Below are 17,891 nucleotides of genomic sequence, written 5' to 3' on the forward strand. Positions count from 1 at the left end.
ACGCCCTTTCCTCCTGGGTATGGAGACACCTCCGCGTCCCCCAGGAACGTCAGCATACAGGCGGGAAATGGCTCGGCAAGGGGCAAGATCTTGCCTCGCCCGTAAGGGATTTGACCTCTGTCATGATCGCATCGAGTAGGGTAGTCTCGCGGCATCTTGCAGTGATGAGAGCGGGGGATCAACCCATGCCCGAGCGTGTCGTTCCGATCTCGCCGCAACAGCGCAGGCTGTGGCTCCTGCACAGCCTGCATCCGCGGCTCCCGCTCTACAACGGCCCGGTGGCGCACGAGATCAGGGGGGGACTCGATGTCCCCGCACTGGAACAGTCAATCCGTGCACTGATATCCCGGCACGCCGCGCTGCGGACCGGCTTTTCCGTGGTCGACGACCAGCCCGTGCAAGTGGTCGTGGACCACCTGGAGTTCAGCCTTCCCGTGCACGACCTGAGGGGGGATCCCGATTCCCTCCGGGCCCGGGTGCGGGAGGCCGCCGCGGAGCCGTTCGACCTGGAGCGCCCCGGAGTCTTCGACTTCCGGCTGTTCCGGTCGGCGGACGCGGAGTGGACGCTGCTCCTGAACCTGCACCACATCGTCACCGACGGCTGGTCGAACGCGGTGATCGCCGCCGAGATCGGCCGCGGCTACGCGGAGGTGCTGGCCGGGCGCCCGCCGGTCGCGGGGGAGGTCGGGCACGACTACGGCGAGTACGGCGCCGCGCTGGCCCGGCGGCTCGCCGACGGCCTGGCGGAGCGCCAACTCTCCTACTGGGCCGAGCACCTGGCCGGCGCCCCCGACCTGCTGCGACTCCCGCTGGACCGGCCCCGGCCGGCCCGCCAGCGGTTCCGCGGCGAACTGCTGGACTTCGCGCTGGACGCCGGCCTCGCCGAGCGGGTGCGGCAGACCGCGGCCCGGCACCGCACCACCGACTACGTGGTGCTGCTGGCCGCCTTCACCCTGCTGATGCACGCCTACAGCGGGGAGCGCGACGTGGTGGTGGGCGCGCCCGTCACCAACCGGGACGACTCCGCCCTCGACGAGACGATCGGATTCTTCGTCAACATCCTTCCGCTGCGCAGCCGGAGCCGTCGCGGGGAGAGCTTCTCGGAGTATCTCCAGCGCTGCCGTGCCACCTTCATCGGGGGATTCCGCAACCAGTCGGTGCCTTTCGACGAAATCGTCAAGGTGACGGACAGTCAGGGTGCGGTCAGCCACTCGCCGCTGGTTCAGGCGGTATTCGGATACCACCAGGAGTCCCCGGCCCCCCTCCCGTTGGAGGGCCTGCGGACGAGCCGCTGGAACGTCCCGACCGGATTCGTTCAGACCGACCTGGAGTTCGACCTCGCACGAGCCGCGGACGGTTCCGTGGCCGGCGTCATCGCCTATGACAGCGACCTGTTCGACGAAGCGACCGTCGCCCGGCTCGGCGCGAATTACCGCGCCCTGCTGGAGGGGGCGTTGGCCGATCCGCAGGCACCGCTGGCCCGTATCGAACTGCGTTCCGCGGCGGAAATCCGGCTCGACCGGGAGGTGAACGGAACCACCGCCGAGTTCCCGGCCGACGCCTGCCTGCACGAGCTGTTCGAGGCGCAGGCGGCGCGCACCCCGGACGACGTCGCGGTGGTCTCCGAAACGGCCCGGCTCAGCTACCGCGAGCTGGACGAGCGGGCCGGGACGCTCGCCCGGGAGCTGCGGGCGCGCGGCGTCGGCCCCGAGCGCGCGGTCGGCATCTGCCTGGAGCGCTCGGCGGAGATGGTGGTGGGGCTGCTCGGCATCCTCAAGGCCGGCGGCGCCTACCTGCCGCTGGACCCGGCCAGCCCGCCGGCCCGGATCCGGCAGATCCTGGCCGACGCGGGCGCCCCGGTGCTGCTGGCGGCGCGGGCCCTGGCCGAGGAGGTCGACGCGGCCTCGGTCGGCGCGGTGACCGTCGACCCGGCGGACCTCGACCTCGCGGACCTCGACCCGGCGGACCTCGATCCCGCGGCGGTGCCCGGCGCCCCGGCCGGAGGCCCCCGTCCGCACCCCGAGAACCTGGTCTCCGTCTACTACACCTCCGGCTCCACCGGCATGCCCAAGGGCGTGGCCAGCCGGCACCGCGGCTGGGTCAACCGGATGGTCTGGATGCAGCGCAAGCACCGGCTGGCCCGGGGCGAGACGGTGCTCCACAAGACCACCCTGACCTTCGACGACGCCGCCCTGGAGATCTTCTGGCCGCTCTCGGTCGGCGGCCGGGTGGCCGTGCTCGAACCGGGCCGCCACCGGGACCCGGTGGCGGTGCTGGAGGCCGCCACCCGGTACGAGTCGGTGTACCTCCAGGTCGTCCCGAGCATGCTGAACGCGGTGCTCGACCTGGTGGAGCAGGTGCCCGACCGGGTGCCGCCGCTGCTGCGCAACACCACCTCCAGCGGGGAGGCGCTCACCCCGTCGACGGTCGATCGCTTCCACCGGCTGATGCCGGGCGCGCTGCACAACACCTGGGGCGCCACCGAGGTGTCCATCGACTCGACCTGCCACACCTGCGGCCCGGCCGACGGCAGCGCCACCGGAGCGGTCAACCTGGGCCGCCCGTTCGACAACAACACCGTGCACGTGCTGGACGACGAACTGCGGCCGGTACCGGTCGGCGTGGTCGGCGACCTCTACATCGGCGGCCTCGGCCTGGCCCGCGGCTACCTCAACGACCCGGCCCGCACCGCCGGCGCCTTCCTGCCCGACCCGTTCCGCCCCGGCGAGCGGCTCTACCGCACCGGCGACCAGGGCCTGCTGCACCCCGACGGCGGTTTCCGCTTCGTCGGGCGCAGCGACCACCAGGTCAAGATCCGCGGCATGCGGGTCGAACTCGGCGAGATCGAGACGGCGCTGCTCGGCCACCCGCAGGTGAAGGAGGCCGTGGTGGTGATCGCGGCGCAGGGCCCGGCGCAGCGGCTGGTGGCCTTCGTCACCGCCGTCGACCCGGCCGACCCGCCGACCCTCGACGCGGTCCGCGAGCACGCCAAGGAGTGGCTGCCGCAGTACATGATCCCCGCCCAGCTGGTGGTCGAGCGGGCCGTCCCGCTGAACGCCAACGGCAAGGTGGACCGCAAGGCGCTCACGGTGCCCGAGCCGCCGGCCGGTGCGCAGGCCTCCGGCGGCGAGGCGCCGCGCACGCCCTCCGAACAGTTCGTCGCCGGGGTGTGGCGGGAACTGCTCGGCGTCGAGCGGATCGGCGCCGAGGACGGCTTCTTCATGCTCGGCGGGCACTCGCTGATCGCCACCCGGTTCACCGCGCGGGTGCGCCAACGGCTCGGCGTGGAGTTCCCGCTGGTCACGCTCTACTCGGAGCCGACGGTCCGGGCCACGGCGCGGACGCTGGAGGAGCTGGTCGCGGAGAAGCTGGCCGCCGCCCAGGCGCAGCCGCCCACGGAGGCGCAGGCGCAGCCCGCCGGGGCCGAGCGGTGAGCGGCGGCTGGGACGCCGTGGTGGTGGGCGCCCGGGTCGCGGGCGCCGCCACCGCCCTGCTGCTGGCCCGGGCCGGCCGCAAGGTGCTGCTGATCGACCGGGCCGCCTTCCCCTCGGACACCATGTCCACCCTGTTCATCCACCAGCCGGGCGTGGCCAAGCTCTCCGAGTGGGGCGTCCTCCCGGCGCTGCTGGACTCCGGCTGCCCGGTGCTGGACACCATCAGCTACGAGGTCGGCGGCGTCCGGCTGGCCGCCCCGGCGCCGGTGATGCCGGGCGCCCCGGCCGCCTTCGCCCCGCGTCGCCAGGTGCTGGACCAGCTGCTGGTCGACGCGGCCGTCAAGGCGGGCGTCGAGTTCGTCGACCGGGCCAACCTCCAGGAGCTGGTGCACTCCGGCGGCCGGGTCACCGGCGTCCGCTTCCGTACCGCCACCGGTGTGCGCACCGAGTACGCCCGGCTGGTGGTCGGGGCCGACGGGATGCGCTCCCGGGTGGCCCAACTCGTGGACGCGCCACTGGAAGTGAGCGACCCGCGGGCCAGCTGTGTGTACTACACCGCCTGGACGGGCATCACCACCGGCTTCGGCTTCCACGAGAGCCCCGGCAACTGGATCGTCCGGATCCCCACCCACGACGACGTCACCCTGATCTCCACCTACTTCCCGCAGGACCGCTTCGCCGAGGTCAGGCAGGACCCGTTCCGCCACCACCTGGCGGCCGTCCGCTCCACCGCGCCCGAGCTGTACCAGCAGGTCGCCGAGGCCGACCAGGTCGAGGCGATCATCGGCACCGGCGACCAGCAGAACTACTTCCGCCGCGGGCACGGCCCCGGCTGGGTGCTGGTCGGCGACGCCGGGCACCACCTGGACACCATCAGCGCCCGCGGCATCACCAACGCCCTGCTCCAGGCCGCCTTCCTGGCCGAGGAGCTGGCGGTGGGGACGGCCGACCCGGTCCGGCTGGACGCCGCGCTCGCCCGGTTCACCCGCCGCCGGGACGAGGAGCTGACCGAGCCGTACCAGAGCACCCTGGAGCTGGCCAGGCTCACCGTGACGCCGTCCCGGCTGGAGATGCTGCGCACCATCGCGGCCTCGCCCGAGCTGACCGGGCGCTACTTCGCCGTCGTCGCGGGCATGCTCGGCATCGACGAACTCTTCGACGACGACGCGCTGTTCGACGACTTCGACGACCTCGACGACCTCGACGACGAAGACCAGTTCTGACCCCCTTATCAGGAGGAACCGCATGAGTCCCGCTCCACTCTCGCTCTGGGGCGGCGAGTCCCACCCGCCCTGCCTGCTGGCCGCGTTCGAGGAGCAGGCCCTCGCCACGCCCGGCGCGACCGCCGTGGTCGACGGCGAGCTCAGCCTGACCTACGGCGAGCTGCTGGCACGGGTCAAGGGCATCGCCGACGGCCTGGCCGCCGCCGGGATCGGCCCCGAGGACCGGGTCGCCGTCACCGGCCGGCGCAGCGCCGCCGTGGTGGCCGCGCTGCTGGGCACCATGTGGGCGGGCGCCACCTACCTCCCGCTGGACAGCGAGTACCCGGCGGCGCGGCTGGCCCACATGCTCAAGGACAGCGGCGCCGGCCTGGTGCTGTACGCGGACGCGCCGCCGGAGTTCGAGGTGCCGGTGCCCGCCCTGCCGATCGCCGGCCTGCCGACCGCCGGCACGGCCGCGAAGGTGGAGTGCCGCCCCGAGCTGTGGACGTACATCATCTACACCTCCGGCTCCACCGGCCTGCCCAAGGGCGTGTCCGTGCCGCACAGCTGCCTGGACGTGATGGCCGACTGGCAGCGCAGCCACTCCGTCCGCCGGGACCTGCGCACCGGCCAGTTCGCCCCGCTCAACTTCGACGTCTCCTTCCAGGAGGTGCTCGGCACCCTGTGCGGCGGCGGCACGCTCGTGGTGGTGCCGGAGGAGCTGCGGCAGGACCCCTTCGAACTGCTGGAGTGGCTGGGGGAGAACCGGATCGAGCGGCTCTTCCTGCCGTACGTCGCCCTGCAGATGCTCGCCGTGGCGGCGGCCGAGGAGGAGTCGCTGGAGCACCTGGCGCTCGCCGAGGTCAACGCGGCCGGCGAGCAGCTGGTCTGCACCCCGGACATCCGCGAGCTGTTCGCCCGGCTGCCGGAGTGCCGGCTGAACAACCACTACGGGCAGAGCGAGTCCGCGATGGTGACGGCCCACACCCTGACCGGCCCCAGCGCCTCCTGGCCCGCGCTGCCGCCGATCGGCGTGCCGCTGCCGGGCTGCGAGCTGCTGATCGACCCGCTGGACGCGGCCGAGCCGAACGTCGGCGAACTGCTGGTGGCCGGCGCGCCCTTGTCGCCCGGCTACCTCAACCAGCCGGAGCTGAACGCCAAGCGCTTCGTCACCGTCGACCCGACCCCGCAGGGGCACACCGCGGCCTTCCGCACCGGCGACCTGGTCCGACTGGAGGACGGCGCGGTGACCTTCCTGGCCCGCCGGGACAAGGACGTCAAGATCCGCGGCTACCGGGTCAACCTGCTGGAGATCGAGGTCCGCCTGCTGGAGCTGCCGACCGTCTCCGCCGCGGTCTGCGTCGCCCTGGACGACGGGCAGGGCTCGCGCTCGCTGCACTGCGCGGTAACTGTCGACGCGGGCGCCGCCCCACTGGACCCGGCCCTGGCGGCGGACGAACTCCGCCGCCACCTCCCGGACCCGTACATCCCCCGCACCTTCACCACCGTCGCCACTCTGCCCCGCACCCACAGCGGCAAGGTCGACCGCGACGCGGTGGCCCGCACGCTCGCCGAGCGGCACTGAACGTCCTGCCGAAGGAGGGGCCGTCCTCCGCTGGACGGCTCCTCCCCGGTGCCGTGACACGAGTTCCCTCAGCGGCCGGTCTCAGCCCGCGCACCTCGGCCACGTGATGGCCTGGCCCTCCGGCGTGACGAGGATCTCGAAGGCCTCCAGCCCCGGGGACCCGTCGGCCAGCCACTGTGTCAGGTGCTCCTCGATGTCGTCCCAGAGCCGGGCCGGCCCGCCCTGGCGGACGGTCCACCGGTTCCCCTCCCGGGTGAGAGCGGCCCATGCACCGGCCTCGACATCGATGATGACGTGCCGCTCCTGGCCGCTGTCGACGCTGAGCATGACCCTCTGAGCTCGGGGAGCCGCGATCTGGGAGACGAAGCGGGCCGTCCAGTCGCCCAGGACGTCGGGCCCGTAGACGGCGGCGCGCTCGTCCCCGGCGTCCAGGTCGGGCAGCATGCCGAGTCGCGGAGGCAGTTGGGGGCGGGCGAGCATGAACGAGATCCGCCCCCCGAGGAAGCCGCCGTGTGCGGTGCCGTCCTCGCTCACGGTGAGCCGGGCGAGTTCCGAGGAGTACATCCAGCCGCACACGGTGGCCAGGATGATCCCGCCCGGTCGGGTCTGCTCGATCCAGGCGGGCGGGATCGTGAGGACACCGCAGGTGGAGATGACCCGGTCGAACCGATGGCCTCCGGCGACGCCGGCCAGGGCGTCGCCGACGACGAGCTCGGGGAAGAACCCGCAAGCTCCCAACGACACGCCGGCCCGTGCGGACAGCTCCGGATCGACCTCGACGGAGACGATCTTCTCCTCGCCCAGCCGGTGGCAGCCCATCGCGGTCGAGTAGCCGGTGCCGGTGCCCGCTTCGAGAACCCGGTGGCCGTCCTCGACCCGGAGCTCCTCCCACATGCGCACCACCAGGTTCGGCATGGTGCTGGAGGACGTCGGGGTCCGCATGATCTCGCCCCGCAGGTCGCCGGGCACGATCGTCCCGGCGACCTGCGTGACCAGGGACTCGTCCCGGTAGCACCGCTCGAGCCAGCCCGGCGAGCCGGGCATGACGGGACGCCAGGCGGTCGGCGCGGAGCCGGGGACGGCATCGAACCATCCGCCCCGCAGGAACGCCTCACGGGGCACGGCCTCCACCGCCTCGCGCCACGGCACGCTCCTCAGGGCCCCGAGCTCGGCCAGGCTCTCGGCGAGCGCCCGGCGCAAGTGGGCGCTGTCGCCGTCGGTCCGGGTCATCCGGTCCTCCTCTCCAGCAGGTCGGCCATCGCCGTGAGCATCGGCAGGCCGGTCTCGGGCTCCAGCCAGTACCACTGGCCGGACGGATTGCACTCCAGGAACCACCATCGACCCTGCCGGTCCACCGCGAAGTCGAAAGCACCGAAGACCAGCCCGAAGCGAGCGAGGTAGGCGTGCAGGGCCAGCAGCCAACCCGAAGAGCCCCGGACCAGACGCCGGCCGAGTCCTCCCTGCGACCGAACGTGACCAGTGAGCCACCGTCAGCTATGGTCTCCCAGAGCAGAGTCGAGGCATTTCCCAGGCGTTCTCCGCCCACTCCCGTGTCTGGCCTGGGGAAATTCCGTCCAGAACCGGGGGCGCTATGGCGGCCAGGCGAGATCGGCTATCTGGGCGCCGCGCGGCACTCGGCTACAGCCAAGAAGAATTCGCCAACGCGGCGGGCGTCGCCACGTCCACGGTCGTGCGGTGGGAGACTGGCCGGGCAACCCCGCTGCCGTACCAACGCCCCAAATTGGCATGGCTGTTGAAGGTTACGGTGACAGGACTTGCGGAACTCCTCACTGTCGAGACGGTCAAGACGGCGGCGTTCACCCAGAGGTCGACAGCCCTGCTACCCGAAGGGGAGGAGGACGACGTGAACCGGCGCGACTTCACGCTTGACGCGGTAGCGCTGGTGGCCGGTGTGGCGAGCGAGCCGTGGGAGCGCCTGGCAGCGGTTCTCGGCGGCAGCAGGCCCGACGCCGAGAGCACAGCGGCACTGCTGAACACCACCGTCTCCATGTTCAGCGAGGAAGAGCACACCCCAGCCCGGATGCTTGCCTCCAAGCTCGGAGCGCACCTGGAGGACATCACCGCGCTGCTGCCGACGGCCGGAGTGCACCAACAGGCACTCACCATCGCGGCCGGGGAGACAGCTGCCCTCGCCGGATGGACGTACTGGGACCTCGGCGACCATGAGCGAGCCCAGGGCTACTACCGCACAGCTCGGAAGGCTGCCGGCGTCTCCGGGCACCGCCCGCTGCACGCCCTGGTGCTCGGATACGCCTCGTACGGTGCGTCGGCGCCCCGGGCGAGGGAGATGCTGGCGGCTGCCCAGGAACACGTGCGCGGCCGCGACTACGCGGCAGCACGGTCCTGGCTCGCCGCCCGAGAGGCCGAGGAATGCGCTGCTGCCGAGGACCGGGAAGGCGCCGTTCGGGCACTCGACCGTGCCGAGACAGCATTTGACTACGCCGACCCTGCAACCGCCCCGGCGTGGACGTCCTTCTACGGACGAGCCAGGCTTGGCTCCATGCGGGTTTCTGCGTACGCCCGGCTGCGGCACCAGGGTCTTGGCTCCGCTGCAGACCAGACGCTGGCCGACCTCGGTGAGGACGACCGCAAGGTTCGTGTGGCCATCCTCGGCGACGTCGCATCCGGATACCTGACGTCCGGCAACGTGGACCAGGCCGTCAACCTCGGCCGCCGGGCCCTCGCAGCCACGATCGAGAGCGAGACGACCATCGGACACGTTCGCCTGTCCGCCCTCGCCGACCGGCTTCCAGGGACGGCGGCGGCCCGAGAACTCCGAGAAGAGATCCAGGCCGCCCTCGCGTAGCCACTCAGTCGGTGCGCGTCTCCGTGTTCACCCAGTCCAGGTAGGCGGTCGAGCCAGTGACCACCGGTACGCCGATGATCTCAGGGGTGTCGTAACTGTGGTTCTCGCCGATGAACTCGGCCAGCCTGTCGGCGAGATCCGAGCGGGTCTTGAGATCGACCCGCCACTCCTCCGCGTCCTGCACCTCGCCGTCCCACCAGTACACCGACCGCACGGGGTACACCTGCGCGCAGGCCGCCAGACGCTCGCGGACCACCATGGCAGCCAACTCCCGGGCCTTGTCCTCGGCATCATGAGTGGTCGATACCACGATGAAGTCACGGTTCGTCATGCGGTGAACGGTACCCAGTTCCAGCCGCATCGCCCCTGGATCGTGCGTCGAGGTCCGGGCCGGTGTCCGCCGTGGCGGACACCGGCCCGTCGCGATGGTGTCAGCGCAGGGAGGGGCGCTTGCTGGTGCCGCGGCGTTGGGTGACGATGGCGGCGACCTCGGCCACGGTGTCGGCGGCGATCAGGTCGGCGACCTTGAGTGCGGTGCCGAAGCGGCGGTTCAACCGGCCGACGACCTGGATGGCGGCGAGGGAGTTGCCGCCGAGGTCGATGAACGAAGCTGCGGCGCCGGGGAGTTCGGGCAGGCCCAGTACCTCGTGCCAGGCCTCGCCGACGGCGGTGCGGATGGCCGGGTCGGAGTCGGGGGCCGGGGTGGCGGCCTCGGCGGCGAGGCGTTCGAGCTCCGGGCGGGCGATCTTGCCGTTCTGGTTGACCGGGAGCTCGGCGAGGGCGAAGACCCGGGCCGGGACCATGCTTTCCGGCAGCCGCTCGCGCAGGTGGGCGCGGAGGTCCTCGACGGAGGCCTGGCCCGCTACGGACACGTAGGCGGCCAGCGACTGGGCGATGCCCGCCGAGTCGCGCACCGGCACCACGACGGCGTCCGCCACCGCCGGGTGCTCGCGCAGGCAGGACTGGATCTCGCCGAGCTCGATCCGCACCCCGCCGATCTTCACCTGGTGGTCGACCCGGCCGATCAGCTCCAGTTCGCCGTCCGCGCGCAGCCGGGCCAGGTCGCCGGTGTGGTAGAGCCGCGCGCCGGGGACGGCGGAGAACGGGTCGGGCAGGAAGCGCTCGGCGGTGAAGGCGGGCCGGTCCTGGTAGCCCCAGCCGACGCCGAGCCCGCCCAGGAACAGCTCGCCGAGTTGGTCCACCGCGGCCGGTGCGCCGAAGGCGTCCAGCACGTGGGCGCTCTGGTTGGTCATCGGCCGCCCGTACGGGATGGAGCGCCAGCGCGGGTCGACGGCCGCGACGTCGTAGTAGGTGCTGTCCACGGAGACCTCGGTGGCGCCGCCCAGGCTGATGAAGCGGGCCTGCGGGAAGGCCGCGCGGACGGCGTCGGGTTGGGCCAGCGGGATCCAGTCCCCGCCGAGCAGGAAGGCCCGCAGCGCGCCGGTGCGGCCGGTGCCCCAGGTGCGCAGGAACTGGGCCAGCGAGGACGGGACGGAGTGCCAGACGGTGATCCCGGCGTGCTCGACCAGCTCGGCCCAGTGCTCGACGTCGTTCTCCCGGCCGCGCTCCGGCAGGACGAGCGTGGCGCCGGTCATCAGCGCGGCGAAGACGTCGTACACCGTCATGTCGAAGCTCGGCGAGGAGACGCCGAGGATCCGGTCGCCCGGGCCCAGCTCGTAGCGGGCGCTGAGGTCCAGGATCATGCTGGTCCGGCCGACGTGGTCGAGCAGGGCGCCCTTCGGCTCGCCGGAGGAGCCGGAGGTGAAGATCACGTAGGCGAGGTCCCGGCCGGTCACCGGCACCGACGGCGGCGAACCGGCCGGGGCGGCCGGCAGCTCCTCGACCGGGCCGAGGGGGATCAGCGGCACCCCCGTGCTGCTGTCGGCGCCGTTCGCGGCGCCCAGGGCGTCGGCGACCACCACGTCGACCCGGCCGAGGCGGTGCAGCACCTCGCGGCGGTGGGCGGGCAGCATCGGGTCCAGCGGGACGAAGGCGGCACCGGTCTTCAAGGCCGCGTACGCCGCCACCACCAGCTCCGCGCTGCGGGTCGCGGCCACCCCGACCCGCCCGCCGACCCCCACCCCGAGGGCGGCGATCCGGGCGGCCAGGGCCTCGGCCTTGGCGTCCAGTTCGCCGTAGGTCAGGCTGAGCCCGCCCTGCACCACGGCGATCCGCTCGGGGGCCTCGGCGACCTGCCGGGCCACCCGCTGGTGCAGGCAGACCGGTTCGGTCAGCGGCGGGCCGGGCCGGTTGACCTCGGCGACCAGCTCGCGCTCGGCGGGGGTGAGGTGGTCGACCAGGTCGATCCGCAGCCCGTCGGGGGCGGTCAGGAAGGCGGCCAGGTGCGCGGCGACCCGGTCCAGGGCGTGGTCGTCGTCCGGCCGGGCGGTGGCCCGCACGCGCAGCGTCCAGCCGCCGTCGGGGACCGTCGATCCGGGGGTTGCTCCAGCCGGGGTGAGGGCGAACACGGCGGGGGAGGAGTCCGGGTGGACGGACAGCTCCAGCGGGCGACCGTCCAGGAGCGCCCCGGCCTGTCGGGCCAGGGCGGCCCGGCAGGCCGCCAGGGTGGGCGCGGATGATCCGGTTCCGGCCAGTTCGGCGGGCTCGATCCGCCAGGCCGTCCACTCCTGCTGCCCCTCGGCGCGGCCCCACACGGTGACCGGCCGCAGGCCCCCGTACCGCAGCACCAGCGCGTACAGTCCGGCGGCGAGGTCCGCGGGCGCGGCGGCCGGCAGGCCGGTCAGCGGCCCGGACTCCACGGCCTCGGGCCGGTCCCCCCACAGCACCGGGAGGACGGGGTCGGCGTGCTCGGTCATGAGGAGGCTCCCTGGTGGGGTTCGTGACGGGTGTACGTGGCCGCGGCCAGCAGCTCGGAGCCGCGGGCGCCCGGGCGCTCCAGCGCGGCCCGGAGCAGGGCCGGCAGCTGCTCGGCGAGGCCGGCCGCCCAGGCCGGGTCGAAGGCCTCGGTGGAGTACTCGATGCTGAGCAGGAAGTCCGGGCCGTCCTCGATGAAGGTCACCGTGGCGTCGAAGGCGTGCCGCCCGGGGTAGAGGTCGACGTCCTCGCAGCTGACGCCCGGCAGCTCCGGGCGGCCGGGGGCGCTGCCGCCGGTGCGCAGCTGGAGGGTGACCTGCGCCAGCGGGTTGCGGCCCGGGCGGCGGGCCGGGGCGAGCCGACGCACCACGGCGCCGAACGGCACCTCGTGGTCGATGGCGGCCAGGGTCGCGGCGTTCAGCCGGGTGGCGAGCTGCTCGACGGTGGGGTCGTCGGCGAGGTCCGCCCGCAGCACCACCATGTTGACGAAGTAGCCGATCAGCGGTTCGAGTTCCGGCTCGCCGCGGCCGGCGAACAGGGTGGCGAAGGCGGTGTCGGGGCGGCCGGTGCGCTCGGTCAGGGCGAGCGAGAAGGCCGCGCCGAGCAGCGGGAACAGCGAGAGCCGGGCGGCCCGGGCCCGTTCGGTCAGCGCCCGGTGCAACTCCGGGTCGAGCCGGACCACCAGCCGGTCGGCGGCGAAGGAGGGCCGCCGGGGGCGGCTGCGCCCTGCCGCCAGGTCGACGGCCGGGAGGTCGCGCAGGGCGGCCTCCCAGTGGCCGAGCAGCTCCTCCAGCTCCGGCCCCTGGAAGCACTCCCGCTGCCACCGGGCGTACCGCCGGTACGGCACCGGCAGTTCGGGCAGCACCCCCTCCGGGTCCTTCCCGGCCAGCAGTGCCGCGTACCCGGCGGACAGTTCGTCGGTGAGCACCCGCAAGGACCAGCCGTCGGTGGCGATGTGATGCATCACCAGGCTGAGCACGTGCTCCTCGGGACCGAGCCGGAACAGCCGGAGCCGGAACGGCCGGCCCGCCGCCAGGTCGAAGGGCTCACGCGCCTCCCGGTGCAGGGCGTCCGCCAGCTCGGCCCCGTCGGCGACCTCGCACAGCGGCAACTCGGCCTCGCCGGGCGGCAGCACCAGCTGGTACGGGTCGCCGTCGTCCGCGCGGAAGGCGGTGCGCAGCACCTCCTGCCGGCGCACCACCAGGGTCAGCGCGGCCCGCAGCAGTTCGGGCCGCAGCGGGCCGCGCAGCCGGAAGGCCAGCGGGACGTGGTAGGCGGCGGTGCCGGGCACCAGTTGCTCGAACATCCACAGCGCCTCCTGGCCGGAGGACAGTTCGTACCGCTCGGCCGGGTCGGCCGCGCCGACGGAACCGGGCATCGTGCTCCCATCGAAGTGTCGGAACGTCGGGGGCGAGATCGGGAGGTGGCGAGATCGGGAGGTGGCGAGATCGGGAGGGTGGCGAGATCGGGAGGGTGGCGAGGTCGGAAGCTGGCGAGGGTGGGGCGGCGCCGCCCGCAATGCCTCGGCCGCGCCGGGAGGGAGTGCGCCGGCGGGCGGGCGATCATCGGTCCAGTCTGTCAGCCGTACGCACTCTGCGGAAGATCCTCCCCGGGGGTGGGCCGGAAAGTCCCCGGAAAAGTCCAACGGGAAAGGCAGTTGGTTGTCATACCTCGGCCGGTGCGGTATCCCTTGATCTCGAACCTGTCCGGTGCATGCTCACTTCCGGGAGTCGCGAATGACCGGCACACACGTGGCCGGCGGCCTCGTCACGACGGCGGCCGTGGGCCTGGTGCGGTTGCCGTGCGACCGGTGGCTCGCCAATCACCCGACCGAACGCGGCAGTTCGCGTACGCATCCGGTTCCGGAACCGGTCCTGGAGCGATTCCTGGGCCTGGCGGAGGAACCCGGCGGCGGCGCGGACGCGGTGCTCGCGGCCGTGCTCGCGGTCCTGCTGCACCACTACGCGGGGCAGCAGGACGTCGAGTTGACGCTCGACGGGCCCGGGTCGGTGCGGATCTCCGTCGACGAGGACGCCGACCTGCGCGGAATCCGGCAGCAGGTGGAGCGTCAAGTCGCCCAGGCGGGCGGCCAGGTGGACGGGGTCGAGGCCCCGCTGACCGTCAGGCTGGGCCAGGCCGGCCAGGGCGCCCTGCTGGAGGCCGCGTACGACCCGGCGCTGCTCGACGAGGCCACCGCCGCCCGGGTGCTGGAGCACACGGCCCGGCTGCTGGCCGCGCTGGTCGCCGACCCCGGTGGAGCGGTCCGCCGGGCCCGGTTCGGCTCGCCGCAGGAGCGCGAGCGGATCCTCACCGACTGGAACGGCGACGGCACCCGGACGCCGTACCCGGACTCGACCGTGGTGGCGGCCTTCGAGGAGCAGGCGCGGGCGACCCCGGCCGCGCCCGCGGTGGAGTTCGAGGACGAGGTGCTCAGCTACGCCGAACTCGACCGGCGGGCCGCCCTGGTGAGCCGCCGGCTGAACGCGGGCGCGGGCCCGGGCGCGGGCTCCGGTTTCGTCGGGATCCACCTGGAGCGCTCGGTCGAGCTGGTGGTGGCGATCCTCGGGGTGCTCAAGGCCGGACTCGCCTACGTGCCGCTCGATCCCGAACTCCCCGCCGACCGGGTGCGGTACATGGTCGAGGACTCCGGCGCCGCCACCGTGCTGGGCCGCCCCGAGGACGTCGAGGCGCTCGCCGGGCCCGGTGTCACCGTCCTGACCGTCCAGGAGGCCGTCCGGGAGGGCGCGCAGGCGCCGGAGGCCGGACGCCCGGAGATCACCGGCGACACCCCCGTCTACCTGATCTACACCTCGGGCTCCACCGGCCGCCCCAAGGGCGTGCTGAACCGCCACGCGGGCGTGTTCAACACCGTCCACTGGCGGCGCCGGCGCTTCCCGCTCGGCCCGGACGACCGGGTGCTGCAGAAGACCCCGTTCGGATTCGACGTCTCGGCCTGGGAGTTCCTCTGGCCGCTGGTCTCCGGCGCCTGCCTGGTGGTCGCCCGCCCGGGCGGGCACCGGGACACCCGCTACCTCAAGCGGACCGTCCGGGACCGGGGCGTCACCGTGATCCACTTCGTGCCCTCCATGCTGGACGCCTTCCTGGAGGAGGACGACCTGGCCGGGCACTGCGCCGGCCTGCGGCTGGTCTTCGCCAGCGGCGAGGCGCTCACCCCGACCACCGTCCGGGCCTTCTTCCGGCAGCTGGACTGCGAGCTGCACAACCTCTACGGGCCCACCGAGGCCTCCATCGAGGTGTCGCACTGGCAGGCCGCGCCGGACTTCGCCGGGCGGGACGTGCCGATCGGCCGCCCGATCGCCAACACCGGCCTGTACGTCGTGGACGAGCGGCTCGAACCGGTGCCGGTCGGCGTCGCGGGCGAGCTGTGCATCGGCGGCGTCCAGGTCGCCCTCGGCTACCACCGGCAGCCGGAACTGACCCGGGAGCGGTTCGTCGCCGACCCCTTCGCCCCGGGCGGGCGGCTGTACCGCACCGGCGACCTCGCCCGGTACCGCACCGACGGGCAGATCGAGTACCTCGGGCGGCTGGACGACCAGGTCAAGATCAGCGGCTTCCGGATCGAACTCGGCGAGATCGAGACCGTGTTGCGCGCCCAGCCGGGTGTCGGGCAGGCCGCGGTGCTCCCGGTCGGCGAGGACGGCGCCCGGCGGCTGGCCGCCTTCGTGGTGCCCGCCGGGCCGGGCGCCTTCGACCCGGAGAAGTGCCGTTCCGCGCTCTCCGAGGTGCTGCCCGCCTACATGGTGCCCAAGCAGTTCACCGAGCTGGCGGCGCTGCCCACCTCGACCAACGGCAAGCTCGACCGCCGTGCGCTGGCCGGCCCGGCCCAGGCCGCCGCCGTCCCCGCTCCCGCCGCCGTTCCTGCCCCCGCCGCCGTTCCCGCCCCCGCCGACGGCGCCGGGGACGCGAAGGGCGCCGAGGACACCGGTTCCGACCTGGAGAGCACCCTGCGCGCGCTGTTCGCCCAGTCGCTGGGCATCGCCGAGGTCGGCCCGCACGAGGACTACTTCGAGCTGGGCGGCCACTCGCTGGCCGCCGTCAAGCTGGCGACCCGGATCCGGGCCGCCCTCGGGGTGGACCTCGACGTCTGGACCCTGTTCGACTTTCCCACCGTGGCCGAGTTGGCACGCGAACTCGCCCGGCCGCTCTGACGAAGGACGGTCCCATGTCAGTTTCACCCGCCCCCGGCCGCGCCCCGGAGGACGCGGACGAGACCGAGGACACCGTGCGCGACCTGCTGGTCGCCGGTGCCGAGAAGCTCGCCGCCGACGACCCGGAGCTCCACCGGGTGCTGGCCCGTGAGCAGGCCCGGCAGAACGCCACCCTGTCGCTGGTGGCCTCCTCCAGCGTGGTCGACCCCTCGGTGCTGGCGGCCCAGGCCTCGACTGCGGTCAACGTGACCGCGGAGGGCTACCCGGGCCGCCGCTACCACGCCGGCTGCGGCGTCATCGACGACATCGAGAGCCTGGCGATCGAGCGCGCCAAGAGCGTCTTCGGCGCCCGCTACGCCAACGTCCAGGCGCACTCGGCGACCACCGCCAACTACGCGGTGCTGTCCGCCCTGTTGAACCCCGGGGACACCCTGCTGGGGATGAACCTGGCCGAGGGCGGCCACCTCACCCACGGCAGCCCCGCCGCGTACGCCGGACAGTACTTCGACGCCGTCGGGTACGGGCTGGACGCGGACGGGCTGATCGACTACGGCCAGGTGGCCGAGCTGGCCCGGGAGCACCGGCCCCGGGTGATCATCTGCGGGGCCACCGCCTACAGCCGGATCGTCGACTTCGCCCGCTTCCGGGCCATCGCCGACGAGGTCGGCGCCTACCTGATGGCCGACATCTCGCACGTCGCCGGACTGGTCGCGACCGGCCTGCACCCGAGCCCGGTCGACCACGCCCACATCACCACCGCCTGCACCCACAAGCAGCTGTTCGGCCCGCGCGGCGGCCTGATCCTGGTCGGCCGGGACCACGACGCCCCGGCGCCCAAGGGCAACGGCGACCTCGGCACCTTCCTGAACCGCGCGATCTTCCCGTACTACCAGGGCGCCCCCGCGCTCAACAGCATCGCGGCCAAGGCCCGCGCCCTCGCGATCGTGGCGACCCCGGCCTTCGCGGTCACCACCGAGCGGATCGTCTCCTTCTCCCGCGGCATGGCGGCCGAACTCGGCCGGCGCGGCTACCCGATCGTCTCCGGCGGGACGGACAACCACACCGTCCTGGTCGACCTGCGGACCCGCGGCCTCAGCGGCCTGGTGGCCGAGGAGGCGCTGGAGGAGTGCGGGATGGTGGTCAACAAGAACCGGGTGCCCGGCGACACCACCCCGCCGCTGGTCGGCGGCGGCGTGCGGCTGGGCTCCAACAGCGCCGCGCACCGCGGGATGTCCGGGGCGGAGGCGGGGCGCTGCGCGGAGCTGATCGACACCGTGCTGTCCGCCGTCACGCCGCTCGGGCCGCGCAGCTACGAACTGCCCGACGACGTCCGCTACTCGGTCGCCTCCCAGGTCGCCGAACTGGCGGCCAAGTTCCCCCTGCCCGGCTACGCCACCGCCTAGGCCCCGCCTAGGCCCCGCCTAGGCCCCGCCCAGGCCCCGCCCAGATCCCGCCTAGGCCCCGCCTAGGCCCCGCCTAGATCCCGCCCAGGTCCCACCCAGGCCCCAACGGAAGGACGAACATGAGCGAGCCCGACGACGACCGCCGGTACCTGGTGGTCCTCAACGACGAGGAGCAGTACTCCGTCTGGCCGGCCGACCGGGACGTCCCGGCCGGCTGGCGGGCGGAGGGCTTCGAGGGGACCCGCCAGGCGTGCCTGGAGCACGTCTCCGAGGTGTGGACCGACATGCGCCCGCGCAGCCTGCGGCGGGCCATGGAGGGCAGCCAGGGCTGACCGGCCCGGCCGCGAACGCCGGAGGCCCGGGGTGGTGGAACCACCCCCCGCCGCCCGCCGGGTGCGGGCCCCACCCCGGCGGTTAAAAAAAAAAACCAACCCCCCCAACACCCAGAACACAGGGT

The 17,891-nt window shown here is 73.3% G+C and carries 11 protein-coding genes and 2 pseudogenes; 8 read left to right on the forward strand and 5 right to left on the reverse strand.

The window, feature by feature from the left end; genetic code table 11:
• Positions 1-185: 185 nt before the first annotated feature.
• From ACFV8H_RS12205 to ACFV8H_RS12215, 3 genes are read left to right on the forward strand one after another with little or no spacing between them, the layout of a single operon-like run.
• On the forward strand, positions 186-3,434 hold the full coding sequence (locus ACFV8H_RS12205) for an amino acid adenylation domain-containing protein (RefSeq protein WP_380398866.1): 3,249 nt from the start codon (positions 186-188) through the stop codon (positions 3,432-3,434).
• Complete coding sequence (locus ACFV8H_RS12210; RefSeq protein WP_380398868.1) at positions 3,431-4,657, forward strand: NAD(P)/FAD-dependent oxidoreductase; 1,227 nt, start codon at positions 3,431-3,433, stop codon at positions 4,655-4,657. The genes ACFV8H_RS12205 and ACFV8H_RS12210 overlap by 4 nt, the downstream gene beginning before the upstream one ends.
• A 22-nt stretch (positions 4,658-4,679) precedes the next feature.
• The gene (locus ACFV8H_RS12215) at positions 4,680-6,221 is read left to right on the forward strand and encodes an AMP-binding protein (protein ID WP_380398870.1); all 1,542 of its coding nucleotides are present in this window, start codon (positions 4,680-4,682) and stop codon (positions 6,219-6,221) included.
• Positions 6,222-6,302: 81 nt separating this feature from the next.
• Here ACFV8H_RS12215 and tgmC read toward each other — a convergent pair whose 3' ends face one another.
• Both tgmC and ACFV8H_RS12225 read right to left on the reverse strand, forming a co-directional pair.
• Positions 6,303-7,451, reverse strand: a complete 1,149-nt coding sequence (gene tgmC, locus ACFV8H_RS12220) for an ATP-grasp peptide maturase system methyltransferase (RefSeq protein ID WP_380398871.1) — start codon at positions 7,449-7,451, stop codon at positions 6,303-6,305.
• Positions 7,448-7,633: pseudogene (locus ACFV8H_RS12225) on the reverse strand (ATP-grasp ribosomal peptide maturase); the annotation flags it as partial. The pseudogene ACFV8H_RS12225 and the gene tgmC, both read right to left, overlap by 4 nt.
• A 179-nt stretch (positions 7,634-7,812) precedes the next feature.
• On the opposite strand from ACFV8H_RS12225, the pseudogene ACFV8H_RS12230 reads away from it, so the two are divergent.
• Positions 7,813-7,929 (forward strand): annotated as a pseudogene (locus tag ACFV8H_RS12230) (helix-turn-helix transcriptional regulator); the annotation flags it as partial.
• Between the two features lie 33 nt (positions 7,930-7,962).
• Positions 7,963-9,048 (forward strand): transcriptional regulator, encoded by a 1,086-nt coding sequence (locus tag ACFV8H_RS12235; protein WP_380398893.1) that lies wholly within the window; start codon positions 7,963-7,965, stop codon positions 9,046-9,048.
• A 4-nt stretch (positions 9,049-9,052) separates the two neighbouring features.
• Here ACFV8H_RS12235 and cutA read toward each other — a convergent pair whose 3' ends face one another.
• From cutA to ACFV8H_RS12250, 3 genes are all read right to left on the reverse strand, one after another.
• A complete protein-coding gene (gene cutA, locus ACFV8H_RS12240; protein ID WP_380398873.1) occupies positions 9,053-9,379 on the reverse strand; it encodes a divalent-cation tolerance protein CutA in 327 nt (108 codons plus the stop codon).
• A gap of 100 nt (positions 9,380-9,479) precedes the next feature.
• Positions 9,480-11,864 carry a non-ribosomal peptide synthetase gene (locus ACFV8H_RS12245; RefSeq protein WP_380398875.1) on the reverse strand — a complete coding sequence of 795 codons (2,385 nt, stop codon included), beginning with the start codon at positions 11,862-11,864 and terminating at the stop codon, positions 9,480-9,482.
• Positions 11,861-13,240 (reverse strand): condensation domain-containing protein, encoded by a 1,380-nt coding sequence (locus tag ACFV8H_RS12250; RefSeq protein WP_380398877.1) that lies wholly within the window; start codon positions 13,238-13,240, stop codon positions 11,861-11,863. Before ACFV8H_RS12250 ends, ACFV8H_RS12245 begins: the two co-directional genes overlap by 4 nt.
• A gap of 358 nt (positions 13,241-13,598) precedes the next feature.
• Between ACFV8H_RS12250 and ACFV8H_RS12255 the strand changes: the two genes are divergently transcribed.
• From ACFV8H_RS12255 to ACFV8H_RS12265, 3 genes are all read left to right on the forward strand, one after another.
• Complete coding sequence (locus tag ACFV8H_RS12255; RefSeq protein ID WP_380398879.1) at positions 13,599-16,031, forward strand: amino acid adenylation domain-containing protein; 2,433 nt, start codon at positions 13,599-13,601, stop codon at positions 16,029-16,031.
• Between the two features lie 14 nt (positions 16,032-16,045).
• Complete coding sequence (glyA, locus tag ACFV8H_RS12260) at positions 16,046-17,434, forward strand: serine hydroxymethyltransferase (RefSeq protein WP_375890507.1); 1,389 nt, start codon at positions 16,046-16,048, stop codon at positions 17,432-17,434.
• A gap of 119 nt (positions 17,435-17,553) precedes the next feature.
• The gene (locus tag ACFV8H_RS12265; RefSeq protein ID WP_380398881.1) at positions 17,554-17,766 is read left to right on the forward strand and encodes an MbtH family protein; all 213 of its coding nucleotides are present in this window, start codon (positions 17,554-17,556) and stop codon (positions 17,764-17,766) included.
• Positions 17,767-17,891: the final 125 nt, after the last annotated feature.

The sequence above is a fragment of the Kitasatospora sp. NPDC059827 genome, assembly GCF_042731675.1.
GTDB lineage: Bacteria > Actinomycetota > Actinomycetes > Streptomycetales > Streptomycetaceae > Kitasatospora.